Below are 18,540 nucleotides of genomic sequence, written 5' to 3'. Positions count from 1 at the left end.
TCTCCGGCTCAGGAACGGGCCTGCGGGCCGCCGGTATACTTGATGATGGTGGCCGCTCCCTCGGGATGCGCCCGGAAATACAGCCGAAGTCTGTGACCATCATCCAGCTCGCAGCGGCTCTCTTCCAAAAGACCGTTGACCGCGGCCGTGAGCAGCGCCGTGCGGACGGACTCCACGGTCAGGGCGCGGAACGTCCCGTACGTCCCGGCAAGCGCCTCCACCACATCCTCGGCGCAGGCTTCGGGGACCGTGGTCATGTAATCGAGAATGGCAAAATTAAGCGGCTTCACGGTCTTTCCTCCCTTGATACCCGCGGCGGAACAGATCCAACGGATTGACGGCGATGAGGAAAATGCCGCAGATCATGACCAGCGAGGCCAGCCAGGCTATGGGCGGCATGTTCTTGTCCTCCATGCCGTAGTAGACCCCGAGCACCAGCCAGATGAAGAACGGCCCCCAGAAGGAGAAGGCCCCGTTGCAGGCCATGCCCAGGGCCGCGCCGCACATGGCGTTGCCCTGATACCAGAGCATGAAGGCAAAATAGGCGCAGAAGCCGGCCACCACGAACCAGCCCACCGATTGGGGATCCGTGAAGGCGGCAACGGCCATGCCCGCCGCATCCGCGCCGCCGAGCCAGCCGAACAGCGGCACCAGCAGGAAAAGATTGGACAGGCCGGACGTGAGCTGCCGGATGGTGATGCCCACTTCCGGGTCGATGAGCGCCGTGCCGTAGCCGCAGACGCAGCCCTCGACGCCCCAGCCCAACGCGGCCAGCAGGCCGAAGGCCAGCCCCAGATAAAGATTGGCGGGCGCGTCATCCGTCAGCCCCGTGCTGCCGATCATGAAGCTGGCGGCAAAGCAGATGAGGATGCCCGTCATGATCCGCACGTTGAGCGTCTGCTTGAAGACTACTCGTCCGAGAATGGCCCCGATGGCCGGACACAGGGCGCTCAACGGCACCACCATCGAACCGGCGTTCTGCAGACCCAGCACATAACAGGTGCTGGCCAGCGGCCCACCGATGAAGGCCGCCGCCGTCATGATGACGCCGGGGCGCGTGCGCCAGCTACGGGGCACGTCGCCGAGCTTGCCCTTGAGCGCGGCAAGCAGCAGCGACCAGAGCGCGCTGAAACTGTCCGTCACCGCCGCGCCCAACGCACTGAGCAGAAAGAGTGTGGCCACCGCGGACAAGCCAGATCCTTTCTCGTACCAGCCGTCCCAGACGCCAAGGCTCATGCCCAGCGCCATGAAGGCCGAATACAGGCCGTAGGACATGCCGGAAAGCACGGCCACCGCAATGCCGTAGGTGCGATAACGGCGAAAAAGGATGTCCCGGGCCGCCGCCGCTGCCGGACTGGGGATGCCCGCCATCCGGGTTGTCTGTGTGTCCATGTCGTTTTTCCTTGTCGATGTCGGTGGACGCCCCGCCCGCACCGCGCGGCACGAGGCCATGTATACCATTTTCCAGTCTTTTTTGGGGGGAGGCCCCCCCCTTCCGCGCTAGGCGAGGGGGTTCCCCTCCCCCCCAAAAACCTTCGCCCGTCCGCCTAATCGTAGTTCCCTTCCAGCGTATTGCGGGCCGGGTCGAAGAGGGTCCCTTCCAGCCGGTGCTGTTCGTAGATATAGGCTTTCCGCTTGTGTTCGCTCCAGCGCGCGCCGCCGCGGGCGTGGGTCAGCACGCGCGGCGCCGGCACGCGGGCCGGGTCGTACAGGGTGAACTCGTCGCATTGGCCGATGCCCTTGAGGGCCAGCAGCGGCACGTCGGCGCTGGACATGAAGGCCTCGTTGATGCGCAGCGGCCCGCGCTGTCCCGGCTCCTTGACCATGAGCAGGGCGTGAGGCCGGCCGGGGGCGTAGCGTCCGCTGCCGTAGGGGACGCCGTCGGCGAATTCCTTGCCGTCGTTGTAGGCGCGGGCCACCATCTGGCTGTCCCGCTCGCCGTGGTCGGAGACGAGGATGATGCGCGAATTGTCGTAGACGCCCGCCTCCTTGAGCTGCTTGAAGAAGATCATGAGATACCGCATGAGGTGGCGCTCGGCGTAGTAGTGCTCCGGCAGAACGCCGCCCTTGTGGATGAGCTGCCCTTCCGTCTCCGGGCAGGGATCGGCCACGATGCGCGGCGCGCCGTCCACGAGATCCGGCGCGTAGTGCCACATATAATGCGAGAGCATGGTATAGAAGATCTTGGCCGTGCTGCGCGGCGCGTCCGCCGTGATGCCGGACGTGAACACATAGCGGAAATAGGCGTCCTCTTCCTTGTAAAAGTCCATGCTGGCGGCCAGGATGCCGTCCCCGGCGTTCTTCCAGTTGCCGTCATCGTAGAGCTTCTGCTTGAGCATGTCCGGCGAGGCCTGGAAGAGCCCCAGTATGGCGAAAAAGCTGCTGAAGTCGCGCAGGCCCACGTCGTCATAATACTTGCGCAGGAAGGTCCGGCGCACGCGCGGCACGGTGAGGATGTTGTCCGCCTTGCCGCCGTGCCGGGCATAGAGCTCCTCATTGAAGTATTCCAGGCCGTTGATGACGGACACGTCGTAGTCATGGGCCGCGAAGTTGCGCGGCATGAGGGCAAAGGCCTTGTTGACGGTCTCCTCCAGCGTCAGGGAGCGCCGCCCGTTGGTGGCTGCCGGGCTGTAGCCGTGGCCGCCGTAGATGCTGGGCAGGCTCAATATGGTGGCGTCCGCCATGGACACCGTGTCGGGATACCAGACGAAACCGTCCATATCGGCCCGGAAGTCATCGAACCACGGATCGTCCAACATCTTCTCGATGTGGCCGCCGGTGAACATGTCCAGGATGACCACGATGACGTTTTCTCCCTTGCGGGAATAGGACTGCATGGCCTGCGTGTAGGGCGGCGGCGTGAAGGCCGTATCTTCCTCCACCGCGCCCAGCGAGGAGATGCCCGAATAGCCCGCCAGCACCAGCAGGGAAAAGAGCGCGATGGACAGCACGCCCGGCAGCGCCCGGCGCACCCGCGCCGGCGCAAAGGCGACCGCTGCCGCCGCCAGCGCCACGAGCACGGGCAGCAGGGCATCGGCAAAGAGGCGCATGGGCCGGCCTATACGGGCCTCGTCCAGGAAGCGGGTGCCGTCCAGCGCGCCAAAGTCGCCGGGCAGCACGAAGACGTTCACAAAGGCCAGACACAGGGCCCAGAAGGCCACAAAGGCCGGGATGGCCTTGCCCCGGGCGGGGAACCACAGCCAGAGCACGAAGACGATGAAGAAGGTCAGCGACAGATAGCGCACCATGTCCAGCAGCACGTCCAGCGGCCCGCTGGCGAAGAAGGCCGGATCCGAAGCGTACGTCTGGAACGGCACATAGAGGAAGAGCAGCGCGGCCAGCCCGGCGCAGGACAGGCTGTAGACGCTGCGCAGCAGCGAGGTCGCGGCCGTGCTCATGGCGCCCTGAGCGAAGGCGGGCCTGCGGAAACGCGGAAGCTTCACCGGCAGGCGCAGGTTCTGGAGCAGGAAAAAGACGTTGTTCATGGTCCAGAAGATGAGCAGGGCCGAGGCCGCGCCGTAGAGCAGCAACAGGAAGAAAAAGGCGATGATCACGGCCTGTATCCTGTCCTTGCGGCTCAGGCCCGGCGTGGTGAAGGTGGCCGTGATGTTGACTACGGTCATGAGGATGGGCAGGAAGTTCACGCCCCAGAGCAGACCGTCCGGCTGCGAGAGGTCGGCGATGCAGAGGAAGGACTGTCCCCGCAGCTGGTCGAGGCTCAGGATCATGTAATACGCGCCCGTCAGAAAGGGGATCTGCAGGGCCACGCCGAAGGCCGAACGGATGGCCAGCAGCGGATGATAGGCATAGCGGCGGTACAGGCGGTTGATGCGGCGCTGGCGCTCGGCCCCCTTGGACTCGCTGCGGATGCGGGCGAGCTGGGGAGCCATGATCTGCTGCACCTTCTTTTCTCCGGCCTGCATGCCCACGGCCAGCCGTCCCAGCGGGATGAAGGCCACGGCGCTCACGGCCGACAGCACCAGTATGCTCAAGCCGTAATTGCCGGTGAGCTGCACGCTGCCAAGATAGATGGCACGATAGATGATCTCGATGGGGAGGATGAATATCTCGTAAAGCAATGACATCATGGACGTCTTTTCTCCAAAGCCCCGCGACGCTCTCCGTCGTGGGGCCGTACGGCCTCTCCCGTCCTGACGGCGGGATGCGCCGGGGCAATGAACATGTTGCGGTGGTCTCAGAAAGGACGGCGGTCCTCGGACGGACGCCGTCCAGAGGGCGGGATCATGCCGAGGCCTGTCCCGGGTGCGCCGTTTCCGGCGTCGTTCCGGGCTGGCCGCCGGGCGTGCCGCCCTGCTGCCGGGCATCCGCCGTCCGCTCGCCCTGGCGGGCATCGTGGCGCTGCAGCACCTCCAGCGTCCAGTCCACGATGGCCTCCCCGCTCCAGCCCCGGCAGGCCACGCATTGATCGCGGAAGGCCGCCAGCGCCGCGGAAGGCATGGCAAGGGCCCGCTCCACGGCGGGCAGGATGCGGTCGAACTGATCCGGGGCGACGACCTCGCCCAGCCGGGCGGCCACGGTATCCTCCCAGATCACGCCCAGATCCGCCACTTCATAGAGTTCGGGGTTACGTACCGGGATATCCAGCGTGATGACCGGCTTTTCGTAAAGGAACGCGAAGTCGAAGCGCACGCACGACTTGTCGGAGATCATGATGTCGGCCCGGCTCATGGAAGCGGTGGCGTCCATATCCGTGTCGAAATGCACGTTGGGGAAGTCGCGCAGCAGCTCATGGACGGAGGCCAGCATGTCCGTCTCCACCTTGAGCGACTGCGGATGCGGCCGGAAGATGACCTCATACCCCGCCTTGGCCAGATCCACCAGGAATTGCGGCCCGCAGACCGAAAGACAGCCCTTGTTGCCCCAGGACGGGGCCACCAGCACCACGGCCGGCGTGCTCCGCTCCTTTTTGGGCTGCGCCTTGCGCGCCAGCTCGTCCAGATAGGGCAGACCGAGGGAGACGCACTCCTTGGCGGGCAGGCCGCGCAGCTCCTCCAGACGGCGGATGCTCGGCAGCATGAAATCCCCCACCATGAGCACGGCATCGTAGTGGTCGAGGGAACCTTTCTGGTACATGGCGATGTCCCCCACGCCGTGGCAGACATGGGCCAGACAGCGCACCCGGCGCGGCCTCGGCATGGGGAAGCCCGGCGTGCCGATGTTGGGCGTGGTGGACAGCATGACGTCCGCCCGGCGGCCAGCCGCCCGTGCGTAGGCCGCCGCGCCGTTGCCGATGTAGCGGGAATCCATGAGGTCGTCCTCGATGGTCAGGGCCGGGTCTTCCACATCCATCGTGATATAGGAAAAGGGGATGCCCCGCCGCAGGAGGGAGTCGATGATGGGCTTGAACGTATAGTAATAGCTCCGCCCTTCGGAAAAGAGCAGGATACGCTCATGGTGCAGCTCCCGCCGTCCCGCCTGCTCGCCCCGCGCCCTTCCCATGATCGCATAGACGAGGTTTTTCAGGAAATAGAGGATCGTGCCCACCAGGCTGATGGCCACATACACGAGGATGTTGCCCGTGCCGGGGTCAAGATAGGCCTGTGCGGGCGCTGGGAAGGCCGCCTCCAGCAGGGCCAGCAGCCCCAGATAGCGCACCGCCGGCAAAGAAAGGAACGGCCTCACAGCGTGCCCCCCGCCTGCAACAGGCGCAGGTTGCGGTCCATCTCCGCGATGCGGCCGCGACCGTAGTCGATGCATTCCCGGTAAAAGCCCCACAGGCCCCAGATGTAATCCACGATGATCATGGCCTTGAGCAACCGCCGCCGGTCCATGCCGCAGCAGCGCACGAAGGCCTCCAGCCGTTCCCCGGCAAGGCGCGTCTCCGTGACGAAGCTGGCGTAATCCCAGTACGGCGAACAGAAGCAGGCATATTCAAAGTCGATGAGCTTCATGCTTTCGCCGCGCCGCAAGATGTTCTCCAGCACGAAATCCCGGTGACAGAACCGCTTTTCGTCCCGGTCCATCTCGCGGGCGAAGTCGTAGATCTGGCGGCGCTCCTCGTCGGCCAGCAGATTGATGCCGCTCTGACGCTCGTACAGCTTGACCTCATTGAGCACCGACAGGGCCGCATTGGGGCCGTACTGCTCCTTGAAGCCCTGCGGCAGCGGGATGGCGTGCAGCCGCCGCATGAGACCGGCCACCCCCTCGATGGTGGATGCGTCCAGCCCTTCCGGCGTCAGCACCGCGTGATCTTCCAGAAAGTCCGTGGTCTTGATGCCGCCGGAATAAAAGGTGCACTTCGGCGTGATGTCCATGCCGTCCAGCAGGCCCAGCATGGCCGACTCCAGCGTACGGTCGATGATCTGATCCGTCCCCCGGCCGGGGATGCGCAGCACCACCCCCTTGCCGTGCAGCCGGATAAGATACGTATCGTTGGTGAGCCCCTTGAGCTTCTCGGCCATGCTCGTCTCCGAGCACTGGTCGGCCAGCTCGTCGGCCGAGAGCAACCCCAGCGACAGCACGTCGTCCAGGCTGTCGATCTCGCATTGCAGCAGCTTCGTCCGCGTGGCGTACACCGGCACACGGTCAAGGATGCGGATGGCGGCATCCTCCCAGTAATCATCGGGACCGCTGCGGGCCAGCTCCCGCCGCAGCAGCTCGGCCGCCTCTTCCGTCCAGTAGGACACGCCGGACATGGAATAGCCTTCGGACGAATCCTTTTTCACCGCCACCACACGGTCCGCGTCGTCGGTGATGAGCTCCCACTCCTTGCCGCGCTCCGTTTTCTGCGTGATGAACTGGGCCACGCCGGGCCGCACCAGCGGCACCAGCGGACGGCGAATATACAGGTCCCCGTCGATGACGAGACTGTCTCCCAGCCTGTCCGCCACCAGTTCGAGGGAAGAAAAATTGTTGGCCGTGTCAAACCGCTCGGACACGATGAGCTGGACGCCGTAACGCTCCCGCAGGTATTCAAAGCACTCCCGCTTGTAGCCCACCACCAGCGCGATGTCGTCCACGCCGTCGGCGCGGAGCTGGCGGATGGTGCGCTCCACCAGCGGGTAGCCGCCTATGCTCAGCAGCGGCTTGGGTTTTATATAGGTAAGCGGACGCAGACGCGTCCCGAGACCGGCGCAAAGGATATTGGCGCGCAAGGCATTTCCCCTTCCGGCTGCAGCATGATGCCCATTCCCCGCCGCACCATTCCCGTGCAACGGCGGCACATGATGGCCGATACTGTTTCCCCACATCTCCCAACTGTTCCAGCAAAGAAACAATTGGAAATATTCTGTTACAAAATCAACAACATCTCCGTGCCGCAGCCACGCGGCAACAGGGGACGTTTCGCCTCTTTCCCACATCTTCCCCAGATTGTCCATCCTTCTTTATCGCCCCTCTCGGTGACCTCCGTCACAGGTCACAGGCCACAGCCCTCCGCTCCTCCGCGGGCCGTGTCCGGCTGGGGGGAAGGGAACCCCTTTAGCTGGCGCGTAAAGGGGTTCCCTTCCCCCCAGGCCCCCCATCCTTCCCCAAACGCGCTTTATCAGGGAGGATGAAAAGACGACGCGACACAAAAGCCGCCCCTTCGCCTGCCTGTCTCCCGACGATATGCGAAAAGCCCCCCCCTGCCAGCGCAGCGTCTTGCATGTCGGGGAAACGCTCTCCTTCTTTTTTCGTCGCTGGATTGCGGATATTGCCCGGCGTCCGGGCCTGGTAGCCTACGCCCCCCGTACTCCCCCTTGTCCCGTGTGGTGGCGGGCGATATGTGCGCCTGCTGCGGCGCTCCCACTTCGCGGGGATCGCCTCTGCGCCCGGCTCGCTGGGCTGGTGGGGCGTGTCGCGGTTCGTGCTTCGGCCAGCGGGGAGCATTTCCCTCATCACCAGCACCGTCTTTCCGGCACAGTGCACGGAACCAACAAAGGAAAGCCGTCTTTCACGACCCACATCAAGGGACGACATACCGCTTGCGGAGCGGGAGCAACGATTCCGCTTGCCGACGTAAGCGCGGCAGGGCGCGGAGGAGATCGCCGCCCCGAAAGGGACGGAAGCTCCGACGCCGGACGGACGCTCGTCCCGCGTGGGCGCGGGACAGCGGGAGGCCGAACGCCCGCTGCCGCGCGGCAGGGAGGAGGCCAAGGGTAGGCCTCGCGTATCCGTGTTGTCCGTCAGGAATGGCTGCCCCAACGCGGGGTTGGGGGTCGTAGGGGGCAAGGGGCTGCGCAAGCCCCTGCCCCCTGCCCCCCGCTGGGAGGCGACCACGCCCCAATGCCGGGCAGCAGCCGCAAAACAACGGCAATAAAAGTCGCTTGTGTGCCGTAGAAACAGGTCAGAAGGGAATCTTCATACCGGAGAGATGCTCCCCTTCACGCAACGCGAAAGCTGGAAAAAATCCCACACCCCAGCGAGCCGGGGCGCGGAGGCGATCCCCGCGCAGCGGGAGCGCCGCAGCAGGCGCGCATATCACCCGCGAAGCGGGAAGATGCGCGCCGACTTGCCCCCTGCGGCGAGCGGCGGACAGGGTACACGTCATGCGACAGTGACGCCCTCCGCCACACGGACAGGGGGAGTACGGGGGTCGTAGGGGGTGTAGAGGGGCTCGCCCCTCTCACCCCCTGCCCCATCTCTGCTGTCGATGCCCGTAAGGCTCCTGCGTCGCCTAACGGGCACGGCCCTGCGGGCCGCCATTCGGTCGCCCGCCGGGAGGCGACCACGCCCGGACGCCGGGCCGAAGCCGCCAGCCGGCGACAGAAGAAATGCTCCGGGGCCAACGATGCCGGATTGACGCTGCATCCCTTTGAAAAAAGAAAGTCACCCTGCCTTATTGTGACCGACAGGGCGAACGTGGGCGGCAAGGAGACGTAAGGAGATGTAAAAATATGGGGGGAGGAAGCCCCTCCCCCCAGGATAAAAACGCGTTTGCCGCGTCGGACGCTTAGCAAACGCCCTGAGCGATCATGGCGTCGGCCACCTTGCGGAAACCGGCGATGTTGGCGCCCAGCACGAGGTTGTGGGCGTTGCCGAATTCCTTGGCGGTCTCGGAGGCACTGGTGAAGATGTGCTTCATGATGCCCTTGAGCTTGTTGTCCACGGTGTCGAAGTCCCAGGCCTGCATGCTGGCGTTCTGGGCCATTTCCAGCTGGCTGGTGGCCACGCCGCCGGCATTGGCGGCCTTGGCCGGGCCGTAGCAGATGCCCGCCTCAAGGAAGGCGTGCACGGCTTCGAGGGTGGAAGGCATGTTGGCGCCTTCGCTCACGCACTTGCAGCCGTTGGCCAGCAGGGCCTTGGCGTCTTCGAGGTTGAGCTCGTTTTGCGTGGCGCAGGGGAAAGCCGCATCGCAGGGCACGCTCCACACGGCATTGCGGCCAGCGGGGTAGTCGGCCACGGGGGTGTATTTGGTGCCGGGCACGAGTTCGGCGTAGCGGGTCAGGGAGGCGCGTTCCACTTCCTTCACCTGCTTGAGCACGTCCACCTTGATGCCGTCGGCGTCATGGATCATGCCGCGCGAGTCGCAGACGGTCACGGGCTTGGCGCCGATCTGAAGGAGCTTTTCGCAGCAGTAGATGGCCACGTTGCCCGCGCCGGACACCACGCAGGTCTTGCCTTCGAGGCTGTCGCCGCGGGATTCCATCATGCTCTGGGCAAAGTAGACGTTGCCGTAGCCCGTGGCTTCGGTGCGGGCCAGCGAGCCGCCGAACAGGAGGTTCTTGCCGGTGAGCACGCCTTCATAGCTCTTGGTGAGCTTCTTGTACTGACCGAACATATAGCCCACTTCGCGGCCGCCCACGCCGATGTCCCCGGCGGGCACGTCGATGGTGTCGCCGATGTGGCGGAAGAGTTCATTCATGAAGGCCTGGCAGAAGCGCATGACTTCCACTTCGGACTTGCCCTTGGGATCGAAGTCAGCGCCGCCCTTGCCGCCGCCGATGGCCAGACCGGTCAGCGAATTCTTGAAGATCTGCTCAAAACCGAGGAACTTGAGGATGCCGAGATTGACGCTGGGATGGAAGCGCAGACCGCCCTTGTAGGGTCCAATGGCGGAATTGTACTGGACACGGTAGCCCCGGTTGACCTGGATCTCGCCCTTGTCGTCCACCCACTCCACGCGGAAGCTGATGGCGCGCTCCGGCTCGACGATGCGCTCCAAGATCTTGTTCTTCTGGTACTTGGGATCCTTGTCCAGAGCGGGCTGCAGGGTCATCAGCACTTCCTGCACGGCCTGCAGGAAGACGGGTTCGCTGGCGTATTTCTGTTTCAGCCCTTCCATGACGTTCTGTGCGTAAGACATCCTCTGTTCTCCTTAAAGATGCACAATGACGGTTGTCAAAAATAGCGGAAAAACCTGAAAAAATGTAGCGGAATCCGTGCCTGCTGGCAATGCCGGATTTGGCAGGCCATCGCTAACAAATTGACATGGTTAACAGAAAAATTTTGATCTTTCGCGGCGCTGTGGGTGCAAAACGGCGGGAAAAGCCGGAGCTCCCCCTTGACGGTCCGGCGATGCGGGATTATATATGAAATATATTTCAAAAAGAGGATATCTTCATGCGTCCGCAAAAGACCCGCCACATCGAGTGCCCGCCCCCCTGGGAGCGTTACCTGCCGGAAGGACGGCGGCAGGCGGCGGAGGTGACGTTGGGGCTGGACATGTTCGAGGCCCTGCGCCTCGTGGATGCGGAAGGACTGCCGCAGGAAGCGGCGGCCGGGCGTATGGGCGTGTCCACGCCGACGCTCTGCCGCCTGCTGGGCGAGGCTCGCAGGCGGGTGGCCACGGCCCTGCGGGACGGCTGGGCGCTGCGCTGCGAGGGCGGCAACGTCCAGATGCGGTCTTGCGCCGGCCACGGACACGGCGCCCCGGGACGGCACGGGCGCGGGGGCCCGGCATGCGGCGTGGCAGCGGCGACGGAAACAGATTCAGAGCGTGCGGAACGGCCGGAACAGCCCGCCGCGGACTGCCCCGACCACCGGTTCGGTCATGGCAGGCACGGACGCTTACACCGCCGGGTAGTGGAGGACGGATCGTGTTAAGCAGGATGGGATTGGTCATGCTGGCGGGCAAGGGCCTGCTGGGCACCCGGACGGGGCGTGCGCTCGTCGGAAGGCTTGGGCGCGGCATCGTGCGGACCGCGCTCGACAAGCTGGGGAGATCCGCCGGCGGAGCGGATGTGTTTTTGCCCGATGGCGGCGGCCGCCGGGGGGGACAGGCCGGACGCATGGCGGGCCGCTGCGCGGCTGGCGGCAGGCGGGAACAAACGGACGGGCTGTGGGAAACGGCACAGGAGCTGCTTACCCCTTCGGATGCGGCTGCCGCCTGCGGTATGCCTGCGGACCGCAAGGCGACGGATGCCGTCGCTGACCGCCCGGTGGACGACGCTTGCCGCAAGGCAGCGCTGACGGCGCTGGCCGCCCATACCGTCAGCTTCATCGACGGGCGGGTGCGCCTGCGACATCCGGCGCTGCGGCGGCCGGAAACGCATGCTCCCCTGCGGGAAGCCCTTGCCCGGGAGTCGATTTTTTCGGCGCTCACCTTTTCCGCCCGCACGGGCTCGCTGCTGCTGGAATACGACGGCCGCCGCCTGTCCCATGCGGATTTTTGCGAGGCGGCCCTGCCGTTGGGCTGGTTTCTGGCTCAGTGGGAGCGGCACAGTCAGGTTGAGTGACCGGCAGAGCGGTTGTGCCGGGCTGCGGCCCGGCTTTTTACACACCATATAATGAAATATATTTCAAAAAGGAGTCAGACATGGAATCGCGGATGAACACGATGGAAGCCCGGATGGACGAACAGCAAGAGACCCTGCGGGAACAACAGACAGCGGAAAGGCCACATGGCGGCGGCGAAAAGAAGCACCGCCACGGGCATTGCCACGGCAGGCAGGGTCAGGGCGAAGCCTGCATGCCGTCAGGGGGCGGGCATGGTCAGGGCCGTGGACAGGGCGGCGGCTGCGGAGACCATGCCCAAGGGGAGGTCAGCGGCAGCCAGACAGCCGCTGACCAGTGCGGCCAGGGAGCGGGTGCAGGACATGGACATGGCCGTGGGCACGCACAAGACCGTGGACAGGGTCACGGTCGAGGCAGACATGGCGGCCGGTAAGGGTGGCGGCGTGATGTGACGCTCTCCGGCATATGAACAGGAAAAAATAAAGTACGTTGACATCGGGGACAAACAGACGAAGGGACGACTTCTGCGCCGGGTCGCTTTTTCATCCTCTCTGATAAAGCGCGCTGGGGGAAGGGGTGGGGGCCTGGGGGAGGGGGACCCCCCTCTCGCGCCAGGCGAGGGGGGTCCCCCTCCCCCAGACGAGCCGTGCCCGTAACTCCCACGGAGTTACGGGCATCGACAGCGGAGCCAGGGACTCCCCTCCTCCGAAAAAACAGGCTGCTACCAGTGGTTATGGTGCACCTTGGCTTCCTGGTAGCGGTCGGCCTCGCTGAAGTCCTGCGCGGGGTATCCCATGACCACGAGGCTCAGAGGGATGATGTTGTCCGGCAGGCCGAGGATGCGGCGGACGGGGGCCACGCGGTCTTCCACGGGATGGAGGCCGCACCACACGCTGCCGATGCCGAGGGCGCGACCGGCGAGCATGAGGTTCTGCGTGGCGGCGGCGCAGTCCTGCACCCAGAAGCCCTTGGTTTTTTCCGCATCGAGGTCGCCGCAGACCACGACGGCCAGCGGCGCGTCGGCGGCCATCTTGGCATAGGGATGCTCGGCGGCGATGCGGTCGAGGGTAGCCCTGTCGTCCACCACCACGAAATGCCAGGGCTGACGGTTGCTGGCGCTGGGGGCGAGCATGGCGGCCTCCAGCATGACGCGCACGTCCTCCTGCGCGATGGGCTGGCTGGTGTACTTGCGGATGCTGCGCCGGGTGCGGAGCGCTTCAAAGAATTCCATAACGACCTCCTGTAGCGGTTTGCCTTCCGTTTCCGTGGACGGCTTCCAGGACCTGACCCGCCGTCCCCGCGGCACGTTGCGTCATGGCCACGAATAGGTTAGACTAAAAAGATAGGGGTATGCGCCATGCTGGAACTTGCCGAAATCAATGATCTGGTCCTGCTGTTTTTGCTGTCCATCATCGTCAGCCTTGTCTGCAACAAAGTCAAGCTGACTCCCACGGTAGGTTTTCTCCTGACGGGCTTTCTGTGCGGCCCGTCGGTGATGAACGTCATCACGGATCAGGAGTCCATCAGCACCATTGCCGATCTGGGCGTGGCCATGCTGCTGTTCACCATCGGCATGGAACTTTCCGGCGAGGCGCTCAACCGCCTGAAAAAGCCCGTTTTTCTGGGCGGGAGCCTGCAGATCGGCTGCACGGTGGGCGCGGTGGCCGTGCTCATGCACTTCCAGGGCGCGGCGTGGACGCAGGGCATCATCTGGGGCTGCCTCGTCGCCATGTCGTCGTCGGCCATCGTGCTGCAGATCCTCCAGCAGAAAGGCCTTACCAGCACGCCCATGGGGCGGCTCTCGCTGGCCATCCTCGTCTTTCAGGACATCATGGTCGCGCCTATGGTGCTCTGCATCCCCCTGCTCGCCGGCACGCTGCAGGTGGGCGGCTGGGAGATGGTCACGGCCGTGGGCAAGGTGGTGCTCATCCTCGGCGCGGTGCTGACGCTCTGTTACTTCGGGCTCAACCGTCTCATGGAGGCGGTCGTCCGCACCCGTTCGCGGGAGGTGCTGCTGCTGACCACGCTCGGCCTGTGCTTCGGCATGGCCGTGCTGACGCACAGGTTGGGGCTTTCGCTGTCGCTGGGGGCCTTTCTGGCCGGTCTCATGCTGGCGCGCTCCCAGTACAGCATGAGCGTCATCGCGGGCATCCTGCCCTATCGTGACGTGTTCATGTGCCTCTTCTTCATGTCCGTGGGCATGATGCTCAACCTTAACTTCCTTTCCTCGCATTTCCTGCTGACCATCGTCAACGCGCTCCTGTTCATCCTCATCAAGACGCTGCTGACGCTGCCGGCGGTGCTCATCCAGCGCTTCCCGCTGCGTACGGCCATCATCACCGGCCTGTCGCTGGCGCAGGTGGGAGAATTCTCCTTCGTTCTGGCCGCGCTGGCCGTCAGCAACGGGGTCTTCACGCAGGAGGCCTACCAGGGCTTCCTGGCCGTCAGCGTGCTCACCATGATGGTCACGCCCATGCTCATCAGCTGGGCGCCGCGCATCGCGGACCTGCTCACCCGCTGGCAGCGGCGCATCCCCACGGAAGAGGAAGCGCAGGCTGACGAAAGCTGCCCCCTGCAGGATCATCTCATCATCGTGGGCTTCGGCATCAGCGGCAAGCATCTGGCCCGCGTGGCCAAGGACTCGGGCATCTCCTACAATATCCTGGAAATGAACCCCGAGACCGTCACCCGTTACCGCGGCAAGGAACCCATCATGCACGGCGACGCCACCCAGCCCATCATCCTTGAGCATCTGGGCATAGCCAAGGCGCGCGTCATGGCCATCATCATCTCCGATCCGTCCGCCGTGCGGGCCATCACGCTGGAAGCCCGGCGCATGAATCCCAATATCTACATCGTGGCGCGCACCCGCTTCGTCACCGAAGTGGCCCCGCTGCGGCGGCTGGGGGCCAATTCGGTCATCGCCGAGGAATTCGAGACGTCCATCGAGGTCTTCAACCAGGTGCTGACGCAGTACCTGATCCCCCGGCAGGATATCGACGCCTACACCGCCCGCGTCCGGCAGGACAATTACCGCATGATCCGCAAGGCCGCGGCCACCACCACCGATCTGGACGAAGCCGTGCATCAGCTGCCGGATATGGGCGTGCAGGCCCTGCGGCTGGATGCCGGTTCGCCGCTCTGTGACCGCAGTCTGGTGGAAAGCGCCCTGCGCAAGCGCTACGGCGTGACCCTGGTGGCCGCCCACCGCGACAAGGAGACCATCGCCTCCCCCGGGCCGGAATTCGTCATGCGGGCGGGGGATCTGCTCTACTTCTTCGGCAAAACGGACAAGCTGCTCGGCCTGCCGCCCCTGCTGAGCCATCCGCAGCCTGCCGGAGGCGAGGCGGCCCGTAGCGGCGACACGCGGGAAGAGCGGGCATGAGCCCCCGGAGAAGAGGCTTGCCATAACAACAGCTTCGACGTATATTGTCACATTGTGTAAACGACGTCAGTACGAGCCATTGCGCGACAACAGGGGAAAGGGGGGAACGCATGGCCGCATCTTGTCTTGCGTCCGGAAGCGTGCCGCACCTCTTGCGCACGGCTGGAAGCATCGCCATTGTCGGCGCCAAGGATAAACCCGGCCAGCCGGTGGATCGCGTCGGGCGCTACCTGCTGGAACAGGGCTTCACCGTCTATCCCGTCCACCCCGTACGGCGCACCGTATGGGGTCTTCCCGTTTGCCCTTCCCTGGCGGATCTGCCGCAGCCTGTCGACATCATCAATCTTTTCCGCGCCCCGGAAGCCTGCCCCGCCCATGCCCGCGAGACGCTGGCCCTGCCCTGGAAGCCCCGCTGCTTCTGGATGCAGGAGGGCATACGCTCCGCCGAGGCCCGCGCCCTGCTGGAGCCTGCGGGCATCCTTGTGGTGGAGGATGCCTGCATCATGGTGGAGCATAACCTTATCCGCGGCTTTGAAGGCCGCTGACGCTGACCGCCTATGAGCAACGTACCGGAACCGACCGTCTTTACCTGCCGCATGTGCGGCCACTGCTGCACGGGAAAAGGGGGGATCATCGTCAGCCCCCGCGACCTTGAACGCCTTGCCGCCCACATGGGCCTTGCCCCGGAAACCGTGCTGGAACGCTACTGCGAACGCATGGGCGGCAAATGGCAGGTACGCTGCGGCGAGGACGGAAACTGCATCTTCTTCCAGGAAGGCAAGGGCTGCTCCGTCCATGAGGGCAAGCCCGCCATCTGCCGGGCATGGCCCTTCTTCCGCGGCAATCTGGAAGATCCCCTCAGCTGGGAGCTGGCCAAGGACTTCTGTCCGGGCATCGTGGCCGATGCCGATCACGCCGACTTTGCCGCGCAGGGGCTGCGCTATCTGCGCGAAAACGACCTGCTGGCCCATGACCCCAGTTGTGAGGCCAACGCCCTGATCCTCAACCCACAGCCGTAAGAGACTCATGAAACGCAGCCGACAACTCACCCTCAAGCAGTGCCACGAGATACTCCGGCTGGACAAGAACGCCGGCCTGGAGGAGCTCAAAAGCGCCTACCGCAAGCGGGCCTTCGAGCTGCACCCGGATCTCAACCCCGGCAATCCCAACGCCAGCCACGATTTCCAGTTGCTCAACGAGGCCTATGTGGCCCTCTCGGCCGTGCTGAAGCCCGCCGAGGAGGCCCGGCAAAAGGCCGAGGAAGCCCGCCAGAAAGCTGAAGAAAGCCGCCGCAGAGCGCAGGAGAGCCGCGAGGAACGCCGCCGCGCCGAAGAGCGCGCCCGTGATGCCGCCGAAAGCCGTCGCGCCCGCGAAGAACGCGAGCGCATCATCCGCGAACAGGCCGAGAAGCGCCGCGCCGAAGAGCGCGCCCGTGACGCCGCCGAAAGCCGCCGCGCCCGCGAAGAGCGCGAGCGTCTCATCCGCGAGCAGGTGGAACGCCGCCGCGCCGAGGAGCAGGCCCGCGCACGGCGGGAGGAACAGCAGGCGCAACAGGCCAAGCAGGAACAGCCCGCGCACGACGAAAAAACGGCACAGCCCGACGGCACGGACGGCGGCAAGGATTTCCAGCAAAGCGGCTATGCCGAGCAGGATGTCCTGCGCGACCTGCTCAACGATCCCTTCGCCCGGCGCGTGTTCGAGGATATCTACAGCGAACTGAACCGGCAGGAACGGGAAAAGCCGCATACCGACGCGCAGGCGCATGAAGCGGACTTCACCGAGATCCCGCACGCCGCCGACACCAAGGAACCCGCGTCGGACAAGCGCAAGGAACGCATCCGCAAGGAAGAGGCGCAGGAAGTCACCGTCACCTGGAGCGACAAGAAGCCCGGTTTCAGCCTGCGCAAGGGCGTTGCCGGAGCCGTCAAGGGCTGGCTGCGCCAGCAGATCGACGAAGAACAGATATTCACTCTGCCCGCCAGCAACCTTGTGCCCGGCCGACGCATCCGCCTGCGCATCCGGCGCGGCTTCAGCAATGACCTCGTTACCGTGGAGATCACCCTCCCGCCGGATTTCGTCCCCGGCAAACCCGTCCGCCTGCGCGGCCTGGGCAAGCGCGTGGGCCCCTGGCAGGGAGACCTCTACCTGAAGCTCAACAGTCAGTAAAGCATTTTCAGTTTGAAACGCTGTGCGTTTCAAACCATACGGCCTGGCGTTTCGCGGAAAAAGCGCGGTTTTTCCGCTCACTTTCGGCCGGGGGGCGCTGTGCCGCCGCCTCGCATGTTGCCTTTTTCAAAGGCTACATGCTCTCTTCAAGGCTTTGTCGTACCGCCGTGCCGTCTCCGGCAGTGGGAATGTCCACGCCCAGCGCGCGGGCCTGCTCCGGCGTATTGCAATTGGCAAACAGGCTGTGTGCCGCTTCCGGCAGGGGCAACAGCAGTCTGGCGCTCTCCGGCAGGATGCTGCGGACACGCCGCTGCCCGCTTTGCAGGGCGCGCATCAGAAAGGGCAAGGCCCCGCAACGGTAGACGCCCGCAAGCGGTTCTTCCCAGCCGCCTTGTGTACGGTAAAAGACGGCGAGCGCCTTGTCCTGTCCGGCTGCCGCCTCAAGGAGGGCCCGCAGCAGATGCTCCGGCAGATGCGGCATGTCGCACGGCAGCGTCAGCATGCCGGCCCAGCCCTGCGCGTGTGCCCGCGCCAGACAGGTCGCCAATCCGGCCAGCGGCCCGGGGCCGCCGTCCGCCCCGTCCCGCAGATGCTCGGGCAGCGGCCCGCCGCGAACGGCAGCCGAATCAAACGAGGCGTCCGGCACACAGACATATCCGTCATACCTTCGGCCGCAGCCGCAGGATACCCAAACCTCCGGGCATAATCCTGCCAGACGTCCGACAGCCTGGCCCAGCAGCGTCAGTCCGCCCTGCCCCTGCAAGGGCAGGAGCGCCTTGTCCTGTCCCATGCGCCGAGAAAGCCCGCCCGCCAGCACGACGCCCACAAAAGGCCGTCGTCCGTTTCCGTCCGGGCGCGCTTCTTCGCCGCGTTCGCTCACATCTTCCATACGCCCAGCCTAGCGGATGCGCCCTCCCCTGCCAAGTCCGACTCCAACCGCCGGGCGGTCGCAGCGCACGCAATATACGGAAAGCCCGGCAGGGGGGCTTTCTCGCTACGAAAACGCCGCCTTTCCTCTTCCCGGAACAAAACATGCCGGGGAAGGAACGGAGGGCATGAGCGCTTCACACTAGGGCCTGTCAACACTATTCGCAGTCTGTTTAGGGGGAAGAATCAGGGACACAAGGCAACCCCGCCCCCGGAAGCAAACGGAGCGAGTGTAGCCTATTTATCCTATATATTGAAATTATTTGTAAAATTTTTGTCAACAAACCCCAGGGGCGCGTCGGGGAGGTGTGGAAATATGGACAGGCCGCGCCGTCCTTCTCTCCTCTCCCCCGGGAGACCAGCCAGACGAAGGACGACCTTTCGCCCCGCCTCTCGCTTTCATCTTCTCAAAAGAAAGCGCGCCGGGGAGGGGTTGGGGGGTGTGG

The 18,540-nt window shown here is 64.8% G+C and carries 15 protein-coding genes; 6 read left to right on the top strand and 9 right to left on the bottom strand.

Going from position 1 to position 18,540, the window contains the following annotated elements:
- Positions 1-8: 8 nt before the first annotated feature.
- From Q0K12_RS08590 to gdhA, 6 genes are all read right to left on the bottom strand, one after another.
- On the bottom strand, positions 9-290 hold the full coding sequence (locus Q0K12_RS08590; RefSeq protein WP_297261996.1) for a hypothetical protein: 282 nt from the start codon (positions 288-290) through the stop codon (positions 9-11).
- Complete coding sequence (locus tag Q0K12_RS08585) at positions 277-1,392, bottom strand: hypothetical protein (RefSeq protein WP_297261994.1); 1,116 nt, start codon at positions 1,390-1,392, stop codon at positions 277-279. Before Q0K12_RS08585 ends, Q0K12_RS08590 begins: the two co-directional genes overlap by 14 nt.
- Before the next feature lie 155 nt (positions 1,393-1,547).
- A complete protein-coding gene (locus Q0K12_RS08580) occupies positions 1,548-4,088 on the bottom strand; it encodes a YidC/Oxa1 family membrane protein insertase (RefSeq protein ID WP_297261993.1) in 2,541 nt (846 codons plus the stop codon).
- A gap of 154 nt (positions 4,089-4,242) precedes the next feature.
- Complete coding sequence (locus tag Q0K12_RS08575; protein WP_297261991.1) at positions 4,243-5,643, bottom strand: CDP-glycerol glycerophosphotransferase family protein; 1,401 nt, start codon at positions 5,641-5,643, stop codon at positions 4,243-4,245.
- Complete coding sequence (locus Q0K12_RS08570; RefSeq protein ID WP_297261988.1) at positions 5,640-7,115, bottom strand: phosphotransferase; 1,476 nt, start codon at positions 7,113-7,115, stop codon at positions 5,640-5,642. The genes Q0K12_RS08575 and Q0K12_RS08570 overlap by 4 nt, the downstream gene beginning before the upstream one ends.
- Before the next feature lie 1,778 nt (positions 7,116-8,893).
- Positions 8,894-10,246, bottom strand: coding sequence for an NADP-specific glutamate dehydrogenase (gdhA, locus tag Q0K12_RS08565; protein ID WP_297261987.1), 1,353 nt, complete (start codon positions 10,244-10,246; stop codon positions 8,894-8,896).
- A gap of 257 nt (positions 10,247-10,503) precedes the next feature.
- Between gdhA and Q0K12_RS08560 the strand changes: the two genes are divergently transcribed.
- Together Q0K12_RS08560 and Q0K12_RS08555 are read left to right on the top strand one after the other, a co-directional pair.
- A complete protein-coding gene (locus Q0K12_RS08560) occupies positions 10,504-10,986 on the top strand; it encodes a DUF134 domain-containing protein (protein ID WP_297261984.1) in 483 nt (160 codons plus the stop codon).
- Positions 10,980-11,618: a hypothetical protein gene (locus tag Q0K12_RS08555; protein ID WP_297261982.1), complete on the top strand. Its 639-nt coding sequence runs from the start codon at positions 10,980-10,982 to the stop codon at positions 11,616-11,618. The genes Q0K12_RS08560 and Q0K12_RS08555 overlap by 7 nt, the downstream gene beginning before the upstream one ends.
- A 239-nt stretch (positions 11,619-11,857) precedes the next feature.
- Here Q0K12_RS08555 and Q0K12_RS08550 read toward each other — a convergent pair whose 3' ends face one another.
- On the bottom strand, positions 11,858-12,037 hold the full coding sequence (locus Q0K12_RS08550; protein WP_297261980.1) for a hypothetical protein: 180 nt from the start codon (positions 12,035-12,037) through the stop codon (positions 11,858-11,860).
- A gap of 300 nt (positions 12,038-12,337) precedes the next feature.
- Positions 12,338-12,847 (bottom strand): nitroreductase family protein, encoded by a 510-nt coding sequence (locus Q0K12_RS08545; RefSeq protein WP_297261978.1) that lies wholly within the window; start codon positions 12,845-12,847, stop codon positions 12,338-12,340.
- A 126-nt stretch (positions 12,848-12,973) separates the two neighbouring features.
- Here Q0K12_RS08545 and Q0K12_RS08540 point away from each other — a divergent pair, with 126 nt between their 5' ends.
- The 4 genes from Q0K12_RS08540 to Q0K12_RS08525 all read left to right on the top strand — a co-directional run bounded on the left by Q0K12_RS08540 (position 12,974) and on the right by Q0K12_RS08525 (position 17,167).
- Entirely contained in the window at positions 12,974-15,001 is a 2,028-nt protein-coding gene (locus Q0K12_RS08540; RefSeq protein WP_297261976.1) for a cation:proton antiporter, read from the top strand.
- 110 nt (positions 15,002-15,111) lie between these two features.
- Positions 15,112-15,546, top strand: a complete 435-nt coding sequence (locus Q0K12_RS08535; protein ID WP_297261974.1) for a CoA-binding protein — start codon at positions 15,112-15,114, stop codon at positions 15,544-15,546.
- Positions 15,547-15,558: 12 nt separating this feature from the next.
- Complete coding sequence (locus Q0K12_RS08530) at positions 15,559-16,020, top strand: YkgJ family cysteine cluster protein (protein ID WP_297261972.1); 462 nt, start codon at positions 15,559-15,561, stop codon at positions 16,018-16,020.
- A gap of 7 nt (positions 16,021-16,027) precedes the next feature.
- A complete protein-coding gene (locus Q0K12_RS08525) occupies positions 16,028-17,167 on the top strand; it encodes a J domain-containing protein (RefSeq protein WP_297261970.1) in 1,140 nt (379 codons plus the stop codon).
- Between the two features lie 133 nt (positions 17,168-17,300).
- Here Q0K12_RS08525 and Q0K12_RS08520 read toward each other — a convergent pair whose 3' ends face one another.
- Positions 17,301-18,056, bottom strand: coding sequence for a molybdenum cofactor guanylyltransferase (locus Q0K12_RS08520; RefSeq protein WP_297261968.1), 756 nt, complete (start codon positions 18,054-18,056; stop codon positions 17,301-17,303).
- Positions 18,057-18,540: the final 484 nt, after the last annotated feature.

Source organism: uncultured Desulfovibrio sp. (genome assembly GCF_944324525.1).
GTDB lineage: Bacteria > Desulfobacterota > Desulfovibrionia > Desulfovibrionales > Desulfovibrionaceae > Desulfovibrio.
Note: the sequence above shows the minus strand (reverse complement) of the source record. Positions and strands in the feature narration are given on the sequence as shown.

Excerpts from the sequence above, each read along its gene's own strand:
- Q0K12_RS08560 (WP_297261984.1), top strand. The coding sequence starts at position 10,504 with ATGCGTCCGCAAAAGACCCGCCACATCGAGTGCCCGCCCCCCTGGGAG.
- Q0K12_RS08530 (WP_297261972.1), top strand. The coding sequence starts at position 15,559 with ATGAGCAACGTACCGGAACCGACCGTCTTTACCTGCCGCATGTGCGGC.
- Q0K12_RS08525 (WP_297261970.1), top strand. The coding sequence starts at position 16,028 with ATGAAACGCAGCCGACAACTCACCCTCAAGCAGTGCCACGAGATACTC.
- Q0K12_RS08520 (WP_297261968.1), bottom strand. The coding sequence starts at position 18,056 with ATGGAAGATGTGAGCGAACGCGGCGAAGAAGCGCGCCCGGACGGAAAC.
- Q0K12_RS08580 (WP_297261993.1), bottom strand. The coding sequence starts at position 4,088 with ATGATGTCATTGCTTTACGAGATATTCATCCTCCCCATCGAGATCATC.
- Q0K12_RS08545 (WP_297261978.1), bottom strand. The coding sequence starts at position 12,847 with ATGGAATTCTTTGAAGCGCTCCGCACCCGGCGCAGCATCCGCAAGTAC.
- gdhA (WP_297261987.1), bottom strand. The coding sequence starts at position 10,246 with ATGTCTTACGCACAGAACGTCATGGAAGGGCTGAAACAGAAATACGCC.
- Q0K12_RS08585 (WP_297261994.1), bottom strand. The coding sequence starts at position 1,392 with ATGGACACACAGACAACCCGGATGGCGGGCATCCCCAGTCCGGCAGCG.
- Q0K12_RS08550 (WP_297261980.1), bottom strand. The coding sequence starts at position 12,037 with ATGTCTGCCTCGACCGTGACCCTGTCCACGGTCTTGTGCGTGCCCACG.
- Q0K12_RS08535 (WP_297261974.1), top strand. The coding sequence starts at position 15,112 with ATGGCCGCATCTTGTCTTGCGTCCGGAAGCGTGCCGCACCTCTTGCGC.
- Q0K12_RS08540 (WP_297261976.1), top strand. The coding sequence starts at position 12,974 with ATGCTGGAACTTGCCGAAATCAATGATCTGGTCCTGCTGTTTTTGCTG.